Source organism: Terriglobales bacterium (assembly GCA_035487355.1).
In the GTDB taxonomy this organism is placed as follows: Bacteria; Acidobacteriota; Terriglobia; order Terriglobales; family Acidobacteriaceae; genus QIAW01.
The window spans coordinates 66,928-88,899 of the sequence record DATHMF010000115.1; the positions used below are offsets into that span (position 1 = coordinate 66,928).

The window sequence follows — 21,972 nt, forward strand, 5'->3', positions numbered from 1 at the left end:
CTGTTTTCTTATCTCAGAGGTATGAGCCAAAATCATGCGGTTAGGCTATCGCACCCGCGGATCAATTAACTGTGCAATTTAGAACAGTATCCATTCGCCAGATCTGGGACTATTCAGCATGCCCAGAAGACCCAAGAAACATAAAAGACGCCCAAAGAAAGTAAAGAAGCAGGTGGTCTATACTGCCCACCCCGCCGCAGGGACCAGAAGCTCAGTCATGCAGAATGATGTTGAGAAGAGAACTATGCACGTACAACCCGCCGTTATACTGGACAAATCCCAATTTTCTGAACCTGTTCATGAAGAAGCTCACGCGTGAGCGGGTTGTGCCGACCATTTCGGCAAGAGTTTCCTGGCTTATTTTAGGGACTAACGCCTCCGGTTTTCCTTCCTTCCCAAAACGGGCAAGCAGCAGCAGAATCCGGGCCAGCCGCTTTTCGCTTGAGTTGAAAAGCTGATCAACCAGATCCGCCTCGAACCGGATATTGCGCGACACCAGGTATGCCACAAACAAGTCAGAAAATGTGCGTTGTTGGTGGAGCACCTGCATCATCGCCTTCTTTTCAATTCTGACCACGGTGCAATCGGTCATTGTGCTCGCGGTTGTCATGCGAAGAGGCTGATCTGCAATGCATCCTTCGCCAAAGAAGTCTCCTGCGGCGAGCATCCCGATTGTGGCTTCTTTGCCGCGCGCGGAGACGACCGTAAGCTTTACCCTGCCTTTTTGCAGATAAAATACGGCGTTCGCGGGCTCACCCTGGGTAAAAATGGGCCGTTTCTTGCGAAATTCCAGGATCCGCCTTCCACGGCCAATACTGGCGAGAAAAACCTTTGGATCAAATGACGGAACTCGGATTGCGGGCATGTCCCTCCGGTATCTAGATAAACCGTATTTATAGGAATTTTACGCCCAGCGCCAAGGAATTTGCGTCCGGAACCACTGTTTTCAGTTCAAATGTGAGCATTTGTGAACAGACGGGGCAACCCTGGCTTTCGTAAAATTACTCTAGATGCGGGTGCTCTCCGTGAGTACAGGTGGCGCACATGTTTCGAACAATTCTTGTTATTCTTTTCGTTCTTGGACTTTTGAGCCTCGGCATGAGGAACTCACTTGGGTATTCAGTTATATCGTGCTTGACCTGGCTTACTATTTCTCTTCCATTTTTACAGTTCGCGGGCAAACAGAAAAAACTGTCGCCAGGTTGTCGATCCAATGGCGGCTGTATCTGACCTTCTTCTGAATTCGACGTTTGGCGGCATCCATCAGAAATCAATTTTCAGAACCTCTGCCTCTATACAGCAATTAGAATAATTCATGCCTGCTGGGTTTTCTTACAGCTATTGACAACGCAGCAAGAATTCAGATAGCATCATCTATGGGGTAAAGCACCTCTTCTCCTCTTTCAGGTCCTCTGAACTAAGTCAGTCCATCTGAAGCTCTCCCTCTTAGCTAACAACAACCCCTTGAAGGAGGTTGACATGTTTGCACGCAATATCTCCATCCATCTGAAGCCTAATACGCTTGCCGCTTTTACCGAGACTTTTGAGAAAGAAGTAGTCCCTGTGCTGCGCAAGCAGAAAGGCTTTCAGGACGAAATTACATTCTCCATTCCCGGCGGAGCTGACGTGATTGCGATTAGCCTGTGGGATAACAAAGAAAACGCGGAAAATTACAACCGCACGACCTACCCAGAAGTGCTGAAGCTGCTGGCAAAAGTAATTGATGGAACGCCCAACGTTCGCATCTCCGAGGTCGTTCACTCGACTTTCCATAAGATCGCTGCCGGAGCAGCACCAAGCCCAGTTGCAGCGGGTGTAGCAACTGCAGGCGTGGCAAAAGCCAGCGTAGCAGTGGCCTAAGGCAGCAAGGTTTTTTCCAAGGGGGAGGTTAACTCCATCCTCCCCGTTTTTTTACGTGCGGAGTCAGAGAATCGAGGTTCTCATGTTGACGGAAATCATGAAGTGGGCTTCTGTTGTGGCCTTGATCGTGGCGGTTTTTTCCTGGCATTCTTCTGTAGAGTTCAGAATAGCGGTGCAGTTCATCGTATGTGCAGGCGCTGGGCTGGTGTTCGTGCAGGCGATTCGAGAGAGACAACGCTTGTGGGCCGCCGGGTTTTTCGGAATTGCTGTACTCTTTAACCCCGTCTTACCGGTTGCGTTTTCACGTGGTATTTTTCTCTGGTTGGATGCAGTATGCCTCACCATGTTTCTGGTCTCTCTGGCTTTGTTGAAGACGAGCCCGCGACTTTCTGTTGTTTCCATTACCGACTCCGGTCCGCGAAACCAGTCATTGTAAAAAACCAACTTCAGGAGGGTCGACGATCACTTTACCGAGGCGCTAACGTGCGTTCGGTGGAATCGTGTCCACTTCGGACGGTGTGAGCTGAGAGCGATCGCAATAACCGTATCCTTTGAGACATGCCGCGTAGTTGCGCTGGTGCTCCGCAACAGTCAGTGCATTGGCTTCCAGTTCGGTGAGTCTGGAGTAGTCGCATGACGCTCCACCCTTCTTGCAATTCGATAGATTGCGCTGATGTTCAGCCCTGGCTACTGCCGTTGCTTCGGATGAAGTCAGTTTTGAGGGGTCGCAAGAACCCCAATCCTCCCTGCAATTGGAGAGGTTACGCTGATGTTCGGCGACCGTCACATTCCTGGCTTCCGATAGCGTCAGTTTGGAATGGTCGCAAGATTCTATACCTTCCGTACAGTTGGAGAGATTGCGCCGACGGTCGGCGACGGCCACCTCCTTTGTTTCCGCCTGAGTCAGTCTGGAATGATCGCAGGCTTCCCAGCCCTCACTGCAGTTCGAGATATTACGCTGGTGTTCAGCAACAGCCACATCCTGCGCTTCGGACAGGGTCAACTTGGAGTGATCGCAAGACCCCATACCGTCCATACAGTCGGAGATGTTATGCCGGTATTCGGCGACAGCTAACGCGTTCGCTTCCGGCTGAGTCAATTTGGAATGGTCGCAAAATCTCTCACTATCCCTGCAGTTGGAGACATCGCGCTGATGCTCGACGAAGGCCACCTCGCTTAGCTCCGACGGAGTCAGTTTAGAGCGATCACACAACCCCAAGGCGCTTTTACAAGCGGAGAGATTCTGCTCGCGGGCAGACTCGGCCGATTGCCCAACTGCCGGAACCCGCGACAGGCCAAAGCAAACTACCAGAAACCAAAGACATCTTCGGATGCTAATTTTCATTGTTCGCCGCCTTTCGCAGCTTTGAAGTTCTGTTTAGGATTGGAGTCCAGTTTTTTGCGGGTCACCCAAACGTCAACCTCGCCAGATGTTCAGATGGATAGATGGATCCGGGAATCGCTTTCCCCAAAACACCTATGGATTCACGTGTAAATTGGATTGTAAATTCAGAAAGGCAAGCAATCTGCTCAAAACCGCTCACATTTGTTATTGAGCTAACAAGCAACGGCCATCGTTGAGAGAGGCCCCGGGGTTATTGCACGCTTCATAGCAGTTTGCCAACGGCAGATCGCATACCCGATCACTGATTTTCGGGTTTGCGCGGGTATTTGGCGCATTCATGTTTTTGGAACTCTACGCGCACCTTATCCTGATAGGCTTTTCTGGCCTGTTCTCTGGAAATCCTTTCGCCCGCGATCATGGCAAAGCTGACATACACCCACCCGCAATTGTCGCAGGATGGGTCGCGAAAGCTCTTCTCATCTGCCCAGGTTAAGTTTCTTGCCATTGTGGCTCTCCATTGTGGCCTCTTCTTTTTCGCAGTTCATAGGATCACGATTTCAGCCCAGACTTGATAGGTGGTCCGATCTGGCAGAAAGCAGAAGAAATGGGCGGTAACAGCGCCTTGCTCCCAGCAAATTGCGTGAAACACATCTTCAATTATTTCTTATGACGTTCCCATGACCGCTCTCGGCAGAACGTCTTGCACGATGACGCCGCCTGTCGATTCAGTTTGCAGAGAGCAGGTGTTCACACTAGTTTACTCTCTTTCGCCTGATTGGAATATGATCAAACCGCCGGCTTGGTCAACGGCACTGATAAATCCGTGCGCCGACACAACCCTATTTATGAAACAAGCTCTACTCCCTGCTTGATCTGTTTCATTGAGGATACTTCTGTGACATAATCAACGGGCTCATACGAGTGCTTCCTAAAGCCCGCTCCTCAGTTTTCTTTTGCGGTCTGGACATATCTACAAAGAATCACTCTATATTGGATTTTCATTATGGAAGAGAATCGTTTCCTCTGCGTGAGGTGTCAAAGCTGCCAGAACGCTGAGCTCATACCTCTGGTCGAACTGAAGACGATAGACCAGAGGCAGCAACAGTATCAGCCCCCGGTTCGATTCGATGCGCGTTGTTACAAGTGCCAGGGTGAAGGAGAATACTCTGGGCTGGATGTCTTTTCGGCCGACATTGAGTCAAAGCCAGAGAGGTTCCAGAATCATCCCGCTTTCCGATTGGTCGCGGCCTGAGTGCGCAAGAAAAGCTCCGATACACTCGGCTTAGGTAAGGCCCTTTCTCCGCCGATCTGCAGTTGAAGTCCGACGTTATTTGTGTCCATCGTCTAGAAATGCCTTAAGTTTATGGGAGTGCGCCGGCCTGCGAAGTTTTCGCAGGGCCTTGGCTTCGATTTGACGAATACGTTCGCGGGTGAGGGCAAATGTCTTGCCAACTTCTTCCAGTGTGTGTTCGGAGCCATCTTCCAGACCAAAGCGCATCCTGACCACCTTCTCTTCCCGGGCCGTAAGGGTATGCAGCACGTGGGCAGTCTGTTCCTGCAGGTCCACTTTGATGACGGCGTCTGCCGGCGACACTTCATTGCGGTTTTCGATGAGATCACCGAGGCTGGTATTGCCGTCCTCGCCGATCGGCGTTTCCAGCGAGACCGGCAGTTGTGCAATCTTCAAGGCCTTGCGCACTTTGGCGGCAGGAATGTCTATATGCCGGGCAATCTCTTCCGTCGTAGGCTCATGGCCCAGTTCCTGCAGCAATTTTCGCGAGATACGATTTACTTTGTTCACGACCTCGTACATATGCACGGGCAGGCGGATGGTGCGCGCCTGGTCGGCAATGGCGCGGGAGATGGCCTGGCGAATCCACCAGGTGGCATAGGTCGAAAACTTATAACCACGGCGGTATTCGAACTTATCAACCGCCTTCATGACCCCCAGGTTGCCTTCCTGGATCAAGTCGAGGAAATGAAGCCCCCGGTTCATGTATTTCTTGGCGATGGAAACAACCAGGCGTAAGTTGGCTTCAATAAGTTCATGTTTCGCCTGATCTGCGTCCACCGTTGCCTGGATGATTTTGCGTTTGGTGTGCTGCAAGTCGTGGAAGCTCACTCCGGCGTCGCTTTCCAGTCGTTCCAGATCCTGACGATACTGCCGCTGGGACTTACGGTATTCTTTTTGGAGTTCTTCGCTGCGCGTGCCGGCAATCTTTTTTTCCAACTTGCTGAGCTCGTATTCGAGTGAGCGCATGACGTCCACGGTTTTGGTCACTCGATCAGCCAGACGCATCAGCTCGGATTTGGTGAATCCCAGGTTGCGGATGAGGCGCGAGATGCCAACGATTTCACGGGCCAAGCGGTGACGGCAGCGGCGGTATGCGGATGTCTTGTTTCTTGCTTTGATCGTGCGCAATTTTTCAGCAAGGAGATTGGCTTTTTGGTAGCGCTTTTGCAACTCGTCGAAGCGGGGGATGAGATGCTTAAGGCGCTTCTGCAAAACTTCTTCGGTGATCTCTTCCTCATCGAAAACGACGATCTCTTTGATGGAACCTACGCCACGCTTTAGATTCTCACCGATCGTGATGACATGACGAATCACGACAGGTGAGCGGGAAAGCGCTTTGAGCACGCACAAGTGCCCGCGCTCGATGCGCTTCGCAAGATCAACCTCACCTTCGCGAGTGAGCAGATCCACCATGCCCATCTGCCGCAAATAAATGCGTATGGGGTCGTCGGTCTTATCAAGAGCGCCGGCCGTCAAGTCAAGCTCGACTTCATCGCCGGCCGCGGTATCTTCCTGGTCAAACCCTCTTGCGCGGGCCATAGACGGCAGGACAGGTTGGCGCTCAAGCACGTCAATGCCCTGGCTACCTATAGTGATGAGAAGGTCATCCAAATCTTCAGGAGAAGAAGAGTCGTGCGAAATCAGGCCATTCATCTCGTTGTACTTGAGATGGTCTTTGTCTTTCTCTGCATGAATGAATTTTTTAATGCCTTCCCCCGATCCTTAATGCTCGTGCTTCGAATCTATGGTGTTCGTATTTGGAATTGATCAACGTGAGCGTAATTCCATACCATGAAAACGACTTTCATTTTTAGTACGTTCGGGGGGAAACGCTTCTTGCACATCCATCGGCCGGCCATCCAGGTTTGCGCCATTGAGCTTTTGGATGGCTTCATTTCCCTCACGGTCGTTGCTCATGAGCACATAGGCAAACCCGAGTGAGCTCCCGGTGTTATGGCTACGCATGATTCCGGCCCTGAGTACTCTCCCGTAGCTTTCAAATAGTGTCTGCACCTGATTCGCATTGGTCAGCAAATTCAAATTTCCGACGTAGATTCTTTTCATGGCTATCTTCTCCGGATTTACGATTCGCCAATGAAGGCCGCTCATGATGAGATTTTCAGTCGTTTCGGCAAAAACTTTCACAGGCTAACGCTTCTTAATCCCTCATTGACCATCAGAATCAGCGGGCGCCTTTGTGGGAACATCATCGGAGGCTGCCTCCCCAATGAATTCCTCGGAGCTCTCCAAGCCCACGACAGCGGTCTGCTTCTCGAGCTTGCGCTGCTGTTTGCGGACTAGTTTTTCGAGCTGTTTCTGCTTTCGGGCGCGTTCTCTCTGAAGTTTACCGAAGGTGCTGCCAGGTCTGCCGGACATACATCCTCCTAATCCTGGGATTGGACGACCCGCTGTCATAGAAGAAAACGAAAGAAGTCCGGAGAGCTAAAGTAGAGAGGCGACTGACATGCAATCGCCTCAAAAGCTAGCGATTAAAGGGGCTGTACATTCTCGGCCTGGAGTCCCTTAGGCCCTTTGACAACGTTGAATTGAACGGCCTGGCCTTCTTGCAGACTGCGAAATCCATTGCTCTGGATGGCCGTGTGATGCACGAAAACATCTTCGCCACTCTGGCGGCTGATAAAGCCAAACCCTTTGGAGTCGTTAAACCACTTCACTGTACCTTGTTCCATGTGTTTCTTTTCCTTTGTTTCGATTTACGTTGAAATGAGTCGGAGGATACTGCAGGGCAGGGGCTGCTGATCAGACAAGAACTGCTCACAACCAATTCAATTTGACGTGCTTTGATCATAGCACAATAGTCCCCCCGGTTCCTTAGTTCTTAGGAGGTTAGGAGCAGTTCGGCATAATGTTCCTGGCATGGCCGGCTATGTAAACGTACTCGAAGCCCAGAAAGTGTTTTGGAACCGCCTCGGTGATTTCCAGGCAGTTGAACTTCAACTCCCGGCCAGTTTCCACGATCTTGCGGAATGCCCTGCGGAAAGTCCGGTCCTTTCCGAACCCTAAGACAGACACTCTCACAGGTGCGGCCATATAGAAAAAAGTCCACCCGATCTTGCGCAAATACTTATCTAATCTGTGCCCTTCAAAATTGGTTACAACCCTCCAACCCTTGGAATAGGGTTCGCTTTCCAGGTTGAACGATTCCGGCAAGGTTATGCCTTCCTCGATCATGATAGTTCCGTTCTTGATTCCTGATGACATGACGAATGCTCCTTATCTTGGAAGAGTGGGAGGCGCTCTAGCACCATCTGAAGATGATTCCGTCAGATTGCGCAAAGTACCGTTTGGAGGGGGTATCTCGGAAGGATGCGTAAGAGACAACTCAAGTATACGCCCGAACCAGAGCGAATGCCAGCACTAATTGTGTTGAGTTTCAGTGTGGGAAACAGTATAGTTGCGAACAGCTACTTCCCGGAGACACGGTCCCTATCAGTCGGGCCTTCGTCGATGCAGCCCATTTGCATTGCGAGGTGCCACATGCGATCTGGCCTGGTTTTTACGGCTTCCATAAAGGTGCCTAATCGTTTCCTGCTTTGCCGGATCGTTTCGGCGTCTATTACCCAGCTCCACCGTCCCGGCGCTTCGGTGCCAGAGACCATTAATGACTCACTCAGTGCAGTGAATGACAAATCTCTGGCGATTGCCAAAAGGGCAAACTGAAAAGCTATTGATGACCAAATTACGAACTCGCTCGGCAAGCCGCAGCAGGATTTTGCTCATTGACAATAGCCCGCGTGAAAAACAAATCCGGGCCATTATGCTGCATACGCATGGATATGACGTGGAATTGACTGCCAATCTGGAAGACGCATATCTTTTCTGCCGAACCGAGCAGCCTGACTTGGTGCTTCTGGCTTTGAGCGAGGAACGTGGCGCAGAGTTACAACTTTGGAACCGGATCAAACGCTCTAATCCGTTGCAGCGGGTCGCTTTTTTAATTAACAATTCGTTGCATCACCACCCCGTTATCACCCTGATTGATTCAATTCCAAAACGGGATGACCCAGCAGATTTTGTTGAAAGAGTCCGGACGTTTTTAGCAGCTTGATGCCTCGTCGAAGTTGCGGAGATTGTCAAGCTTTACGCTTGGCCGAACGAACATGGTTTTGAAACATAGCTTCGAGACATAACTTCGGACATATGTTTCAACCTCATTATTTACTTGAATCGTTGTTTGGAGGTAACAATGCCCTGGAACGGAAGTGTAGGTATTCCCTTTACGGTATCGTCTGTTTACATGCATGCGCCAAAAGTCTCAGGCGTTTATGCCATATTCACAGATAAGAATTGGATCTGCTTCGAAGAGAGCGACGATATCCATGGGTCTTTAATGGAGCACATTTGGAAGAGAGCTTCGTGGACCAGAAATCCTGGGCCTAAATATTTCGCCTTTGAGCCACTCACCGGTCCTGCGCGAGGGCTTCGGAAACAAACCCTCAATGCTGAATATTCAGCGGCATTCGTTTGCCATGAGGCCGCGTCGGTCTAAGCAAAGACCCTCGCCTGGCAGTGCTCTCAAAGTCACGCCAGCTAGTCTCCTCACTTTTCCTTGAATCTCGTCTTCTTGTAGCCGGATGGCTTTCTTGTAGCCGGATGGCTTTCGTCGGCGCCGTTGCCTCTATGCCTCTATAAGTAATTCTCCTTAGATCTTCCAGCGCTTTCGTTGTGCAGATCCACGATCAGCAATGTTCAGGTGGATCCTACCGGGCAAAAATGCTGGTTCGTGCCGTAGCACAGATCATGTTTGCCAGGGAGAGCTATTCCCTGCAGGCGCAATTGCGCATTAGGAATCCTCCCCCCGGCGGGGACCCGAGATTGTCATATGCCTTGCAGCAGTTCACAGTTGGGCGGGCGCGTAAGAGTTAATCTCGCAATTCAACAAGATTTCTTCAAACTCCGGTTTTTGCCAAGTCATATTCTGTCTTCCTCCTTGAATGTTTGAATCTAAAGCGTCCCGAATCATAGGGCTTAGTCATCCGACAATCAAGTTTCGGCCCGTTAAATTTGCTGATTCAACGGTTAAGTTAACCGAATGAAACTTGACTGCTCTTGGGGAGCAGCAGCGGGAACCCTTGTGCGTGAACGGTAGCATGCATTCAGTTGACACTCAAAGTGGTGTCATTATTTCTGGTGCACTCTGGCGCTGCTCAAAACGTGGACCTTAATATTGAGCTATGAATTTAACGGCCTGGTCCGCTGGACGAATCGAATTGGAAGCATGAGAGCGGGAACGGAATCTATGGTTGGGGCAATGGTGATCTGGAACCAAGATGGCAGTTCGACCAGTGTTTCGGCTTCCGCGGATGCCTCTTCTCTCGGTCAGCCAGTAAAGTTCACTGTCCGTAGTTTGGGGTGATGCCCCAGTTCGGGAATGCCGACGGGGTACGTACAGTTTAAGGTAACTGCCCCAGTTTGATCGCTCACACACACAGGCCACGATGACGCCTAAATTACTGAGCCCATCCCCGCTATGATTAGCGTGCCTCTAAGGTATTCCACTAACTATCCAGAGAAATTCACCCAAGGGTTGGGGGCGTTAAATCGCAGGCTGCCACGTTAAAACTGTTAAATCCAGTAGTACACACCCCCTATGTATCAGTAGATTCCCCTGTGATATGCTCATCCGCTAGAAGCTGCCTGGTATGCAAAAACCTGATAATCATCAATTGGGTAATGCTGTGCAAGAGTCTGGCAATGCCGCTCAGAGCCACAAAAATGTGGGTTCCGACCGAGCCACATTACACGACCCGGACGGTCCATCCCTTGTTGCGCATTCTAAAGTGACAGCTTCCAGCGCAGATTCTTCCTTATCATCAGACGCGGAAGCCGCAGGCCAACCTACGAGGGAACAGGAGAGGGCTGAACTTGCAAGCGTGCTGGGAACGGAGATATTCAAGCGCTCGCCGAAGCTTTCCCGTCTGCTGACCTACCTCTGCGATAAGTATTTCAGTGGTGAAGGTGGCGAGCTCAAAGAATACAGCATCGCCGTGGATGTGCTTGGACGCGATACCGAGTTTGATCCGCAGCTTAATGCCGTGGTACGGGTTGATACCCACCATCTGAGGAAACGGCTCAAGCAGTTCTATGCCGGTGAGGGGAGTGGCCACCGGCTCCAAATTATTATTCCCACAGGACAGTACACTCCGAAATTTGTGCTGTATCCAGACTCTGGCCAGCCGCAACACAACGAGCCCCAGGAGGCAGAATTAACAGATGAGGCGCTGACGCTAGCAGGCGAGGGTAGCGAGGAAGAAAATCTGGAAGGAGACAGAGCAGAAGAGGAAAAATCAAAACCCTTCTCACCCAGTTGGTTGCGGCTTGCCGTGGGATTGGCTGCCGCCGCACTGGTGGGCGGGTTGCTATGGATAACGATTGACCGGTCGCACCCCACCGATGGGAAAAATACAACTCAAAACAGAACGGCAGGACCTGTTGTTTCGCAGGCGGGAGATGCGGCGCAAAACAAAACGGGCCCTGCTGCCGTTGCGCTGGGAGAGGCCCAAGGAATACGCATTTTGGCGGGCGATCATCAAGGCAACTATGTTGACAAAGCCGGCCATCTTTGGCTGTCAGACCGCTACTTTAAAGGCGGCGAAACCTTTCGCCGCGATTCTCGCGAGATCGCGCGCACACAAGATCCGGAAATCTTTCGCAACGGCCGGCAAGGCCAATTCGTATACGAGATTCCCCTAAGTCCGGGAACCTACGAACTGCACCTCTACTTCGCCGAGACCGGTTTTGAGAGTGAGGCCCTGCGCAGCGTCAGTCTCGCCATCAATGGGTTGCCGGTTTCAACGCTGGATGTGGCTTCCGATGCCGAGGGCGTGAATACCGCCACCATGAAGATTTTTAAGGACATCTCTCCGGCGAAGGACGGCATATTGCAGTTGACCTTTCAGGGCACTGGCCCCAGTTTCGTAAACGCCCTGGAAATTCTGCCGGGCACTCCCGGCAAGATGCTTCCTGTCCGCATAGCGGCGCGTGACACAACTTATCGCGACCAACTCGGCCATGTCTGGATGCCGGACCAGTACTTTCTCGGCGGCCGCAGGTCTTCCCGAAAGACGGCTATCGAAGGTACAGGAGATCCAGAGCTGTATATTGCGCAACGGTTCGGACATTTCACCTATTCCATCCCGGTGGCCGAAGGCGGCCACTATGCCATCACGCTGTATTTTGCCGAGACCTACTTCGCCACTCCCGAGTCGGTGGGCGGAATTGGAAGCCGAGTATTTGATGTTTATTGCAACGGTACCACGCTCTTGAAAGACTTTGATATTCTCAAGGAGACCGGCGGCGTCGGAAACCAGGCTGTGGTCAAGGTTTTCCACAATATACCGGCTTCGCCCCAGGGCAAGATCAACCTCACATTTGTTCCTATCAATAACTACGCCCTGGTCACCGCCGTCGAGGTAACTGAGGAATAAGGCTTGGCGCGCTGATAAAAGTGTTTCTCCATGGCGTCCTGTTGTACAACCGGACATAAATTTATTGTCCAGTCGTACAACACATCTTCCATTTAGGGAAAAGACAACCAGATCGAAAATTCACCCGTTGTTTTCTGAGTGTGGCGCCGAAGCCCACCTTTCAGCAGTCCACTCGGTTAAATTAACCGTTTCGACGCGTTAATTTAACCCGATGAAACTTGATTCCACCCGGAAAGCAGAGCACACTGCCGCACCTGATCGAGCTAGGTTCCATTTGAGATACAAATGCCACAAATAAGCAAGGCAAATTGACCTGCATAAGCAAAACGAATCACAACGTAAACCCATAGCCAGTACGAAAGCCTGAGGAGGAACATACGAAGTGAAAAACGAGAGAGGAACTTCGCTATTTTTCGGTTTGGCTGTACTTCTGCTGTTTGCCAATCTGCTCGCATCGGCCCAAGTCAGCGTCGTAACCCAGCACAACGACCTTGGGCGAACCGGGCAAAACCTGAACGAAACCGTGCTGACGCCATTGAACGTGAACGCTACCCAGTTTGGCCTGCAGTTCAAGGTTGCGGTTGATAACCAAATCTACGCAGAGCCGCTGGTCGTGGCGAATGTCAGCATTGGCGGGGGCACGCACAATGTGGTCTACGTTGGGACGACGAGTAATAGCGTCTACGCCTTTGACGCCGACAGCGGGACCCAGTACTGGCACGTAAATCTAGGGACCCCGATCGCCAACACCAATTACGGCGCCGGATGCGTGGATATCAACGGCAACGCGGGAATCGTCGGCACGCCGGTGATTGATCCTGCCAGCGGAACACTTTACGTGGTGAATTCTCTCAACAATGCCGGTGCCTTTTCGTTCATGTTGCACGCACTCGATATCATCACGGGAGCTGACAAAGCCGGAAGCCCGGTCCAGATCACGAATAGCGGCTTCAGCGCCCTGGCGCAGAACCAGCGGGCGGGGATGGCGCTGGCCAGTGGCACTCTCTTGATTCCCTTCAGTTCGCACTGCGACATGGGGACGTATCACGGATTCCTTTTTTCCTACAACCCCACGACCTTGGCGAAGCTGGCAGTTTTTAATACCTCCCCAACGGGCAATGGCGACAGCCTGTGGATGTCGGGACAAGGGCCGGCGGTGGATTCTGCCGGCAACATTTATTTCGGAACCAGCAACGGGACCTGGGACGGTGTTTCGAATTTCAGCGAGAGCTTCATCAAGCTCAGCAGCAGCCTGGGATTGGTTGACTGGTTTACGGCTGGGAACCACGCCACCCTCGATGGAGGCGATTTGGACCTCGATACCTCCGGACCACTGTTGATTCCACCGGGAGGCCGCCTGGTCATGGTCGGCAAATCTTCGACGGGGTATGTGGTTGATACCGCCAGTCTGGGACACCTGGGGGACGGAACCGCGGTGCAGACCATCAAGCTCGGAGCGGCTCTTCATGGAAGCCCTGTGTATTGGAACAGCGGAGTGAATGGTCCCGAAGTCTACATGTGGGCTCAAGGTGACAACCTGAAGGCGTTTCAGTTCAACGGGAACAACTTGAACCTGCCGAACTTTCAGACCGGGCCAGATTTTATTGGCGGAGAACCTGGAGCCTATCTTGCGATTTCGGCCAGCGGAAACACCAACGGCATCGTGTGGGCCAACGCGGTCCTGAGTGGCGACGCCAATCACGGTTCGGTGCCCGGCGTCCTTCGTGCGTACGACGCCAACAAGATTTCCACAGAACTTTATAACAACCAACAGAACGCCACCCGGGATAGCTGCAACCTCTTTGCTAAGAATGGCTATCCCACAATTGCCAACGGCAAGGTGTATCTGGGCAGTTTCGGCGCAGCCAACGCCGGTACCGGACAACTCTGCGTCTATGGGCTGTTTCCGACCAATTGTCCTATACCCACCGCACCGAGCGGACTGACGGCGACGGCAGCTTCCGGCAGCCAGGTCAACCTGAGCTGGACGGCAAGCACGGCGACGCCCTGCACCGTGAGCTATAGCATCTTTCGCAGCACGACTCCCGGGTTTACACCCTCGAGCAACAATCAGGTTGCGAGCAGTGTGTTCACCACCACTTTCTCGGACAATACGGCTACGCCGTCTACTACTTATTTTTACCTAGTGGAGGGCAATGATCCAAAAGGCGCATCCGCTCCCTCGAACCAGGCCATGGTCACAACCGGACCGCCGATTACGAACATTGCGATCAACGCCGGCGGGCCGGCGGTGAGTCCGTTCTTTGCCGATGAGGATTTCAATGGCGGCACTACCATCAACCATGCCAATACCATCGATTTGAGCGGCGTGACCAACCCAGCGCCCATGGCTGTGTACCAGACCGCGCGAATCGGGACTTTCAGCTACGTCATCCCGGGCTTTGCTCCCGGCTCGAGTCAGAAGGTACGGCTGCACTTCGCCGAGACCTTCTTCGCGACTGCCGGCTCCCGCACCTTTAACGTGTTCATCAACACCACTCAGGTATTGAGCAACTTCGATATCTTTGCCACCGCGGGCGCCAAGAACAAAGCCGTGATCGAGGAGTTCACGGAGAACGCAGATGCCAACGGCGTCTACACGATCACATTCAACGCGCTGGTCAACAGCTCGCTGATAAGCGGGATCGAAATCGTTCCCGGTGCCGGTGGTTGCACGATAGTGCCTACCGCGCCAAGCGGGCTGGGGGCGACGGCGGTTTCCAGCAGTCAGATCAACTTGAGCTGGACTGCGAGCACGGCGTCGGGCTGCACGATTAGCTACAATGTTTTCCGCAGCACCACGTCAGGCTTCACGCCTTCCAGCAGCAACCAGATCGCCAGCGGTGTGAGCGGGACGTCTTTCCCGAATACGGGACTGACGGCCAACACTACATACTTCTATCTGGTAGAGGCTACGGACACGGCCGGTACATCGGCGGCATCCAACCAGGCCAGCGCAACCACGCTTCCCTCTTGCACGATAGTGCCCAGTACACCAACTGCGCTGGGGGCGACGGCGGTTTCCAGCAGCCAGATCAACTTGAGCTGGACTGCGAGCACAGCGTCGGGCTGCACGGTCACCTATAACGTTTTCCGCAGCACTACGTCGGGCTTCACACCTTCCAGCAGCAACCAGATCGCCAGCGGTGTGAGCGGGACGTCTTTCCCGAATACTGGACTGACGGCAAACACTACGTACTTCTATCTAGTAGAGGCTACGGACACGGCCGGTACATCGGCAGCCTCCAACCAGGCCAGTGCAACCACGCTGCCAGCCACCGCCCTCCAGATCAACTGCGGCGGGCCGGCGGTGAGTCCATTCGTTGCCGACGAGTTCTTCGCTGGCGGCGCCACCATCAATCATCCCAACACCATTGATCTGAGCGGTGTGACGAACCCGGCGCCCATGGCCGTGTATCAAACCGGACGCATTGCGAGTTTCACTTACACGATTCCCGGCTTCACCGCTGGGTCGAGCCATACGGTACGGTTGCACTTTGCCGAAACCTACTGGGGTACGGCAGGTAGCCGAATCTTCAACGTAACCATCAACGGCACTGCGGTATTGACGAACTTCGATATCTTCGCGACCGCGGGCGCCAAAAACAAGGCCGTCATCGAGCAGTTCACGGAGAATGCAAATTCCAGCGGCCAGTACGTGATCGTCTTCACTCCGGTGAAGGACAACTCCCTGGTTAGTGGAATCGAGGTCCAATAGAGACCCCTTAAACGGACACGACTTGGGGGAAGGCTAGCAGTGACCAAAACGGCCCGAGTAGATTTACGCCGAACTACTCGGGCCGACTTTGGCGCGGATTTGCGGAAACGATAGAGAGAGGGCTATTCGAAAGTTTCTATAAAAGGAGAATCAACGATGAGGAAGCTGTCGCTGTTACAGGAATCGGAAAGCTTAAGCTCAAAAGAGTTTCGTACCGATCGCTCCGTGCGAATGAGACTGCAGTCTATTTCAGGTGCGGGTCTATCTTTGCTGTTCATGATGGCCGTGCTATTACTTCTGGCGCCGCTGGCCAACGCACAGGTACAGAATTGGGGAACGCCGGTCTTTGCTGATGAGTTCAACGGCGCGGCCGGGGTTTTTACGCCCACCAGCAGCAACAACCAGTTTTGGACTTTCAATACCGGCCAGGGCGTCTTTGGCACCGGCGAGATCGAAGACATGATTGACGATGGCACCACGTCTTATCTCGACGGCAACGGCCATCTGGTCATCAAGACTTACTTGTCAGGCAGTACCTATTTCTCTGCCCGCTTCAAGTCGCAGCTCAACGGCGGTCGTGGCTTTGACTTTCAATACGGCAGAGTCGAATCGAGCATTCAAATTCCTACCAGCCAGGCCATCTGGCCTGCCTTCTGGATGCTGGGCGACAACGGCGTCACCTGGCCGGGCTGCGGCGAAATTGACATCATGGAGAACAACGGCGCCAAGCCGACCCAGATTAAGGGAACCATCCATGGCATCGGCTATGCGAACACCGGCTTGGGGGCGCACTTCAATTCCGCAACGCCTCTCCCCAATGGATTTCATAAGTACGGCCTGATTTGGTCGCCTTTTTTGGTCCAGTTCTATGTTGATGATCCGACCAACATCTATGCCAGTTATACGCCCGGCGAAGTCATGGGCGTCGGCACGAATCCCAGCAACGGCGCATCAACGCTCGGCCAGTGGGATTTCTTTGGCCATCCCTTCTTTGTCATCTACGATGTGGCGGTGGGCGGCGGATTCGTCGGACCTCCGGGCGCGGGCACGGTCGTGCCGCAGTTCATGAATATTGACTACGTTCATGTTTACCAGACGCCCGCGCCGGCGAGCGTTACAGCTTTGACCGCGACGGCGATTTCCAATAGCCAGGTGCAGTTGAGTTGGGGCGCCAGCGCGACCGCAGCCAGCGATCCTGGTATTACCTACAACATCTTTCGCAGCACCACGGCGGGTACAGCGCACAACATCTCGAATACCGACATGACCCACATGATCTCCACCGGTGTTCATGGAACCAGCTTTACCGACGTTCTGCTGACTCCGGGTACGACCTACCACTACGTGGTTACAGCAACAGGCCAGGAGTCGGGCGAATCCCCTCTCTCCAATGAGGCCAGTGTCACACTGCCCACGACAGGGACGAATGTCCAGGCGATTGCCATCAATTCCGGCGGCCTGGTGGGAACAGATAACTTTGTGCAAGACATCGGCTATAACCTCGGGGCCTCGAATGCGTATCCCGACGTGATTGATGTTTCCAAGGTCGTCAACCCTGCTCCGCAGGGTGTCTACCGCACTGAGCGTTGGGGACCGACCACCTATACCATTCCCAACCTGACACCCGGCGCCAGTTACACCGTACGTCTTCACTTTGCCGAGACCGCGGTTACTGCGGCCGGCCAGCGGGCCTTTAACGTTGCCATCAATGGCACGACAGTGCTATCGAACTTTGACCTCTTTGCCGCTGCCGGCGGAGAGTTCATAGCCAACATTCAGCAATTTAATGTGACGGCAGACAGCAGTGGCAAGCTCACAATCGCTTTTACCCTCGGGACGAACGGGGCGCCACACACAAATCCCAGCCTCAGGGGTATCGAGGTCATCCCAGCTACCACCCCGGACTTCACCATCTCGGCTACTCCAGGTTCGCAGACCGTGGCCGCGGGAAGCAACACCAGCTACACGGTTGCAGTCGCTGCCAAGAATGGGTTTACCGGAACCGTGGGGTTAGGCATCAGCGGTTTGCCCTCCGGTGCGAGCGGCAGCTTCAACCCAACCTCAGTCAGCGGTTCGGGCTCTTCCGCGCTGACGGTTACAACCAGCAGCTCGACTCCGGCAGGAACCTACACGCTCACTATCACGGGCACGAGCGGCAGCTTGTCGCACTCTGCCGGCGTGACGCTGGTCGTCACCGCCACGCCGCCGCAACCGCCTTCGAACCTGACGGCGGCTGCGACTTCCAGCTCCGCGATCAGCTTAAATTGGACGGCGTCGCCGACCTCCGGCGTTACCTACGATGTCTTCCGCAGCACGACATCAGGGTTTACGCCCTCGAGCAGCAACCAGATCGCGAGCGGGGTGAGCAGCACATCCTTCCCGGATTCGGGGTTGACGTGCAACACCGCGTACTTCTATCTGGTGGAAGCGGCGAACTCGGCGGGCACATCAGCGGCGTCCAACCAGGCGACCGCAACTACGCAAACCTGCCCACAAATACAACCACCCTCGAACCTGACGGCGACTGCGACTTCCAGCTCCGCGATCAACTTGAGTTGGACGGCATCGCCGACCTCCGGCGTTACCTACGATGTCTTCCGCAGCACGACGTCGGGCTTCACACCTTCGAGCAGCAACCAGATTGCAAATGGCGTGACGAGTACTTCCTTCTCGAATACAGGGTTGACGTGCAACACCGCGTACTTCTACTTGGTAGAAGCAGCCAACTCGAGCGGCACCTCCACGCCGTCCAACCAGGCGAGCGCAACCACACAAACCTGTCCGACAACTCTTGTTCAGATCAACTGCGGCGGACCAGCGGTGAGTCCATTCGTCGCCGACGAGTTCTTCGCCGGTGGCGGCACCATCAACCACGCTAACACCATCGATCTGAGCGGGGTGACGAACCCGGCGCCCATGGCCGTGTATCAAACCGCACGCATTGCGAGCTTCACTTACACGATTCCCGGCTTTACCGCTGGATCGAGCCATACGGTGCGGCTGCATTTTGCCGAGATCTACTGGTCAGCCGCCGGGAAGCGGGTCTTCAACGTGAGCATCAACGGGACGACGGTATTGACGAATTTCGATATCTTCGCGACCGCGGGTGCCAAGAACAAGGCCGTGATCGAGCAGTTCACGGGGAACGCAAATGCCAGCGGCCAGTATGTGATCAAGTTCACGCCGGTGACAGACAACTCCCTCGTGAGCGGGATCGAAATCCAGTAACAGCAAGCCAGCAAGAGAAAACCTGAAGATGGGGAGATCCTAGGATCTCCCCATCGGCAAGTCAGGTCGTCGCTAGTTTGCGTCCACACGTGAGAAGTAGCAATGCGTGTAAATGAACTCAAAGGAGTAAGGATTGGTGAAGATGAGAACCTCGCTGTTGCTGTTGGCAATCGCTTTGATGTTGTTCGCGCTTCCTGCGGGCGCACAGGTACAGATTAACGCGGGCGGACCCGCGGTGGCACCGTTTGTTGCCGACCAGGACTTCAGCGGCGGCACTACTATCAACCACGCCAACACCATTGACCTGAGTGGGGTCACCAACCCGGCTCCCATGGCGGTCTATCAGACAGCGCGCATTGGAAGTTTCAGTTATACGATTCCTGGCTTCACGGCTGGTGCCAGCAACACCGTGCGGCTGCACTTTGCCGAAACCTATTGGAGTACGGCGGGGAGCCGAATCTTCAACGTGACCATCAACAGCACGCAGGTATTGACCAATTTCGATATCTTCGCCGCCGCGGGAGCCAAGAACAAAGCCGTGATCAAGCAGTTCACGTTAAATGCAAATTCCAGCGGCCAATATGTGCTGCAGTTCACCGCGGTAAAAGACAAATCACTGGTGAGCGGAATCGAGGTCCTAGGGCAGGGAAGTCCTCCCCCTGATTTTTCACTGACGGCGAGCCCAACCAGCGCGACCGTGAATGCCGGCGCCAGTACCACCATTTCCATTACTTCCACCGCGAGTGGCAGCTTTAGCGGGACGATCAGCCTGAGCGCCAGCGGACTGTCAACCAGCGCGACTGCCAGCTTTAATCCAGCTTCCATCGGCGCGCCCGGATCTTCAACGCTGACCATTTCTACATCAAGTTCAACGCCAAGCGGTTCGTCGGTCGTTACCATTACGGGAACAAGTGGCAGTCTGACCCACACAACCACAGTGACACTGAATGTGAATAGCGGCACCGGCAATGTGGCCAGGGCGCAGGGAATCGTGAGTAAGATGTCGCTGACCGACAAAGTTTCCCAGCTTCACGGCACATTTGATTCCACTCACTATCGGGTCGTGGTGGGCATACCCAGCGAAGGTATTCCTGACCTGAATTTGACCAACGGTCCTGCCGGCGCAGCGGGTGCAGGCCCTGGACACGGCGGAAGGGCCGTTGCTTTTTCGGCGCCCATATCCCTGGCCGCAACCTGGGACCCCAGCGCAGCCTATACCTACGGAACTCTGGTCGGGAAGGAGTGCAAATTCTTCGGCAATGGCCTGGTCGAAGGCCCGGACATTAACATGGCGCGCGTTCCATTCAATGGACGCACGTTTGAAGCCTACGGCGAAGATCCCTACCTGGCGAGTCAAATTGTCGTCAGCGACATTCAGGGTGTGCAGAGCAACGGAATCATTGCCGAATCCAAGCACTACGCCGCCAACAACCAGGAAACCAATCGTGGCTCAGTCAACGTGGTGATTGACGAGCGCACACTGCGCGAAGTCTATCTGCCGCACTTCGAAGCATCGGTCACGCAAGGCCACGTGGGTGCATTCATGTGCGCCTATAACAAGGTGAACGGCTTCTTCAACTGCGAAAACGATGTCCTTTTGCACCAGATCCTGCGAGGAGACTGGGGATTCACCGGGTTCGTGACCTCTGACTTCGGGGCCACGCATAGCACGGTAGGTTCTGCCAATGCCGGATTGGACGTCGAGATGCCGCAACCGATCTTTTACGGGTCGGCAATGCAAACCGCGCTTCAGAACGGGCAGGTGGCAGTCTCCACCGTGGATAACATTCTGGTGCGACGCTTTGCGACCATGATGGACTTCGGTATATGGGATACCCCGCCCGTGAATCAATGTCCCGATCCTACCAACTGCTTCATTCCTTCTCCCATGGCGCAACAGGATGGCGCCGCCGAGCGCCCCGTCTCCGAAGAGGGCATGGTGCTGCTGAAAAATGCGGGCGCAATTTTGCCGTTGAAAGCATCACAACTGCATTCGATTGCCCTGATCGGCCCCTTCGCCACGCATCCCAAGACCGGCGGTGGCGGCAGCGCAACTGTCAATCCAATTTACTCCATTTACCCGCAAGCGGGCCTTCAGAGCCGCGTCGGGTCTGGTGTGACCGTCACCCTCAATGACGGAAGCAACATCTCCAGCGCGGTTTCTCTGGCTGCAAGCTCCGACGTTGCCATCGTGATGGTTGGCGTCGACGAGAGTGAGGGGACCGACCTGACGACCCTGGCGTTGCCCGGCACCGACGACTCTTTGATCGAACAGGTGGTGGCGGCGCAGCCCAAGACCATTGTGGTCATCAAGAGTGGATCACCCGTTCTGATGCCGTGGGTAAACAGTGTTCCTGCGATTCTGGAAGCCTGGTACCCGGGATCGGAAGATGGTAACGCTGTAGCTGCGGTCCTCTTTGGCGATTTCAATCCTTCGGGAAAACTTCCCATCACCTTCCCGGCGAGTGATACGCAAATTGCGGCGAACACGCCCTCGCAATATCCCGGCATCAACAACGTTGAGACCTATTCGGAAGGCGTAAAAATGGGTTATCGCTACTATGATGCGAACAACCTGCAGCCGCTGTTCCCATTTGGCTTCGGGCTCTCCTACACCACGTTCTCTTTTCAAAATCTTGCTATAACGCCCGCTATAACTTCTTTCAGCAGCAATCCGAACCAAATCGTGGCGGTGGACTTCGATATCACCAACTCCGGTTCGGTCGCTGGGGCAGAAGTAGGACAAATCTACGTCGGAATGCCTTCGGTCGCCGTGCCCGAGCCGCCCAAGTGGTTGAAGGGGTTCCAGAGAATTTCTCTGCAGCCGGGGCAGACGGGCCATGTCCATTTGCTTCTGGATATGCGCTCGTTTGCTTACTGGGATGCGAACAGTCATGGGTGGAAAGTCGCCCCGGGCACATACCAGATCATGGTGGGGGCGTCCTCGCGTGACGTCCGGTTGCAGGGCCAAATTGCAGTCAACTGATGCGGAAGTGTGATCGAGCAGTTCGCAAAACAACACAAAGAAGCGGTTCACCAAGGTGATGAACGGAATGGAGGCAAAGCGGAGCAGCAATTA

General features: G+C 53.9%; 15 protein-coding genes. 7 read left to right on the forward strand and 8 right to left on the reverse strand.

Going from position 1 to position 21,972, the window contains the following annotated elements:
* Window positions 1-211: 211 nt before the first annotated feature.
* Window positions 212-865: a Crp/Fnr family transcriptional regulator gene (locus VK738_21120; protein ID HTD25164.1), complete on the reverse strand. Its 654-nt coding sequence runs from the start codon at window positions 863-865 to the stop codon at window positions 212-214.
* A 614-nt stretch (window positions 866-1,479) separates the two neighbouring features.
* Between VK738_21120 and VK738_21125 the strand changes: the two genes are divergently transcribed.
* Both VK738_21125 and VK738_21130 read left to right on the forward strand, forming a co-directional pair.
* Window positions 1,480-1,860 carry a hypothetical protein gene (locus VK738_21125; GenBank protein HTD25165.1) on the forward strand — a complete coding sequence of 127 codons (381 nt, stop codon included), beginning with the start codon at window positions 1,480-1,482 and terminating at the stop codon, window positions 1,858-1,860.
* Window positions 1,861-1,942: 82 nt separating this feature from the next.
* Complete coding sequence (locus VK738_21130; protein ID HTD25166.1) at window positions 1,943-2,296, forward strand: DUF6804 family protein; 354 nt, start codon at window positions 1,943-1,945, stop codon at window positions 2,294-2,296.
* Window positions 2,297-2,338: 42 nt separating this feature from the next.
* Here VK738_21130 and VK738_21135 read toward each other — a convergent pair whose 3' ends face one another.
* The 7 genes from VK738_21135 to VK738_21165 form a co-directional block, all read right to left on the reverse strand.
* Window positions 2,339-3,205 carry a hypothetical protein gene (locus tag VK738_21135; protein ID HTD25167.1) on the reverse strand — a complete coding sequence of 289 codons (867 nt, stop codon included), beginning with the start codon at window positions 3,203-3,205 and terminating at the stop codon, window positions 2,339-2,341.
* Window positions 3,206-3,503: 298 nt separating this feature from the next.
* Window positions 3,504-3,710 carry a hypothetical protein gene (locus VK738_21140; protein HTD25168.1) on the reverse strand — a complete coding sequence of 69 codons (207 nt, stop codon included), beginning with the start codon at window positions 3,708-3,710 and terminating at the stop codon, window positions 3,504-3,506.
* 822 nt (window positions 3,711-4,532) lie between these two features.
* The gene (rpoD, locus tag VK738_21145) at window positions 4,533-6,206 is read right to left on the reverse strand and encodes an RNA polymerase sigma factor RpoD (GenBank protein HTD25169.1); all 1,674 of its coding nucleotides are present in this window, start codon (window positions 6,204-6,206) and stop codon (window positions 4,533-4,535) included.
* A gap of 60 nt (window positions 6,207-6,266) precedes the next feature.
* Window positions 6,267-6,644 (reverse strand): RNA-binding protein, encoded by a 378-nt coding sequence (locus VK738_21150; protein ID HTD25170.1) that lies wholly within the window; start codon window positions 6,642-6,644, stop codon window positions 6,267-6,269.
* A 21-nt stretch (window positions 6,645-6,665) separates the two neighbouring features.
* A complete protein-coding gene (locus tag VK738_21155; GenBank protein HTD25171.1) occupies window positions 6,666-6,875 on the reverse strand; it encodes a hypothetical protein in 210 nt (69 codons plus the stop codon).
* Between the two features lie 113 nt (window positions 6,876-6,988).
* Window positions 6,989-7,189 carry a cold shock domain-containing protein gene (locus tag VK738_21160; GenBank protein HTD25172.1) on the reverse strand — a complete coding sequence of 67 codons (201 nt, stop codon included), beginning with the start codon at window positions 7,187-7,189 and terminating at the stop codon, window positions 6,989-6,991.
* A gap of 157 nt (window positions 7,190-7,346) precedes the next feature.
* Complete coding sequence (locus VK738_21165) at window positions 7,347-7,721, reverse strand: hypothetical protein (GenBank protein ID HTD25173.1); 375 nt, start codon at window positions 7,719-7,721, stop codon at window positions 7,347-7,349.
* 421 nt (window positions 7,722-8,142) lie between these two features.
* On the opposite strand from VK738_21165, the gene VK738_21170 reads away from it, so the two are divergent.
* The 5 genes from VK738_21170 to VK738_21190 all read left to right on the forward strand — a co-directional run bounded on the left by VK738_21170 (window position 8,143) and on the right by VK738_21190 (window position 21,879).
* Window positions 8,143-8,568, forward strand: a complete 426-nt coding sequence (locus VK738_21170; protein HTD25174.1) for a response regulator — start codon at window positions 8,143-8,145, stop codon at window positions 8,566-8,568.
* A gap of 1,594 nt (window positions 8,569-10,162) precedes the next feature.
* A complete protein-coding gene (locus tag VK738_21175; GenBank protein ID HTD25175.1) occupies window positions 10,163-11,947 on the forward strand; it encodes a malectin domain-containing carbohydrate-binding protein in 1,785 nt (594 codons plus the stop codon).
* A 382-nt stretch (window positions 11,948-12,329) separates the two neighbouring features.
* Entirely contained in the window at window positions 12,330-15,665 is a 3,336-nt protein-coding gene (locus tag VK738_21180; protein HTD25176.1) for a malectin domain-containing carbohydrate-binding protein, read from the forward strand.
* A gap of 156 nt (window positions 15,666-15,821) precedes the next feature.
* Window positions 15,822-18,893: a malectin domain-containing carbohydrate-binding protein gene (locus tag VK738_21185; GenBank protein HTD25177.1), complete on the forward strand. Its 3,072-nt coding sequence runs from the start codon at window positions 15,822-15,824 to the stop codon at window positions 18,891-18,893.
* A gap of 142 nt (window positions 18,894-19,035) precedes the next feature.
* Window positions 19,036-21,879 carry a glycoside hydrolase family 3 C-terminal domain-containing protein gene (locus VK738_21190; protein ID HTD25178.1) on the forward strand — a complete coding sequence of 948 codons (2,844 nt, stop codon included), beginning with the start codon at window positions 19,036-19,038 and terminating at the stop codon, window positions 21,877-21,879.
* The last annotated feature ends 93 nt before the right edge of the window (window positions 21,880-21,972 follow it).

What these genes read in the sequence shown, in the direction of transcription:
- VK738_21155 (HTD25171.1), bottom strand. Translation starts at nt 6,875, where the DNA reads ATGTCCGGCAGACCTGGCAGCACCTTCGGTAAACTTCAGAGAGAACGC.
- VK738_21170 (HTD25174.1), top strand. Translation starts at nt 8,143, where the DNA reads ATGACAAATCTCTGGCGATTGCCAAAAGGGCAAACTGAAAAGCTATTG.
- VK738_21130 (HTD25166.1), top strand. Translation starts at nt 1,943, where the DNA reads ATGTTGACGGAAATCATGAAGTGGGCTTCTGTTGTGGCCTTGATCGTG.
- VK738_21190 (HTD25178.1), top strand. Translation starts at nt 19,036, where the DNA reads ATGAGAACCTCGCTGTTGCTGTTGGCAATCGCTTTGATGTTGTTCGCG.
- VK738_21175 (HTD25175.1), top strand. Translation starts at nt 10,163, where the DNA reads ATGCAAAAACCTGATAATCATCAATTGGGTAATGCTGTGCAAGAGTCT.
- VK738_21165 (HTD25173.1), bottom strand. Translation starts at nt 7,721, where the DNA reads ATGTCATCAGGAATCAAGAACGGAACTATCATGATCGAGGAAGGCATA.
- VK738_21140 (HTD25168.1), bottom strand. Translation starts at nt 3,710, where the DNA reads ATGGCAAGAAACTTAACCTGGGCAGATGAGAAGAGCTTTCGCGACCCA.
- VK738_21160 (HTD25172.1), bottom strand. Translation starts at nt 7,189, where the DNA reads ATGGAACAAGGTACAGTGAAGTGGTTTAACGACTCCAAAGGGTTTGGC.
- VK738_21125 (HTD25165.1), top strand. Translation starts at nt 1,480, where the DNA reads ATGTTTGCACGCAATATCTCCATCCATCTGAAGCCTAATACGCTTGCC.
- VK738_21120 (HTD25164.1), bottom strand. Translation starts at nt 865, where the DNA reads ATGCCCGCAATCCGAGTTCCGTCATTTGATCCAAAGGTTTTTCTCGCC.
- VK738_21135 (HTD25167.1), bottom strand. Translation starts at nt 3,205, where the DNA reads ATGAAAATTAGCATCCGAAGATGTCTTTGGTTTCTGGTAGTTTGCTTT.
- VK738_21185 (HTD25177.1), top strand. Translation starts at nt 15,822, where the DNA reads ATGAGGAAGCTGTCGCTGTTACAGGAATCGGAAAGCTTAAGCTCAAAA.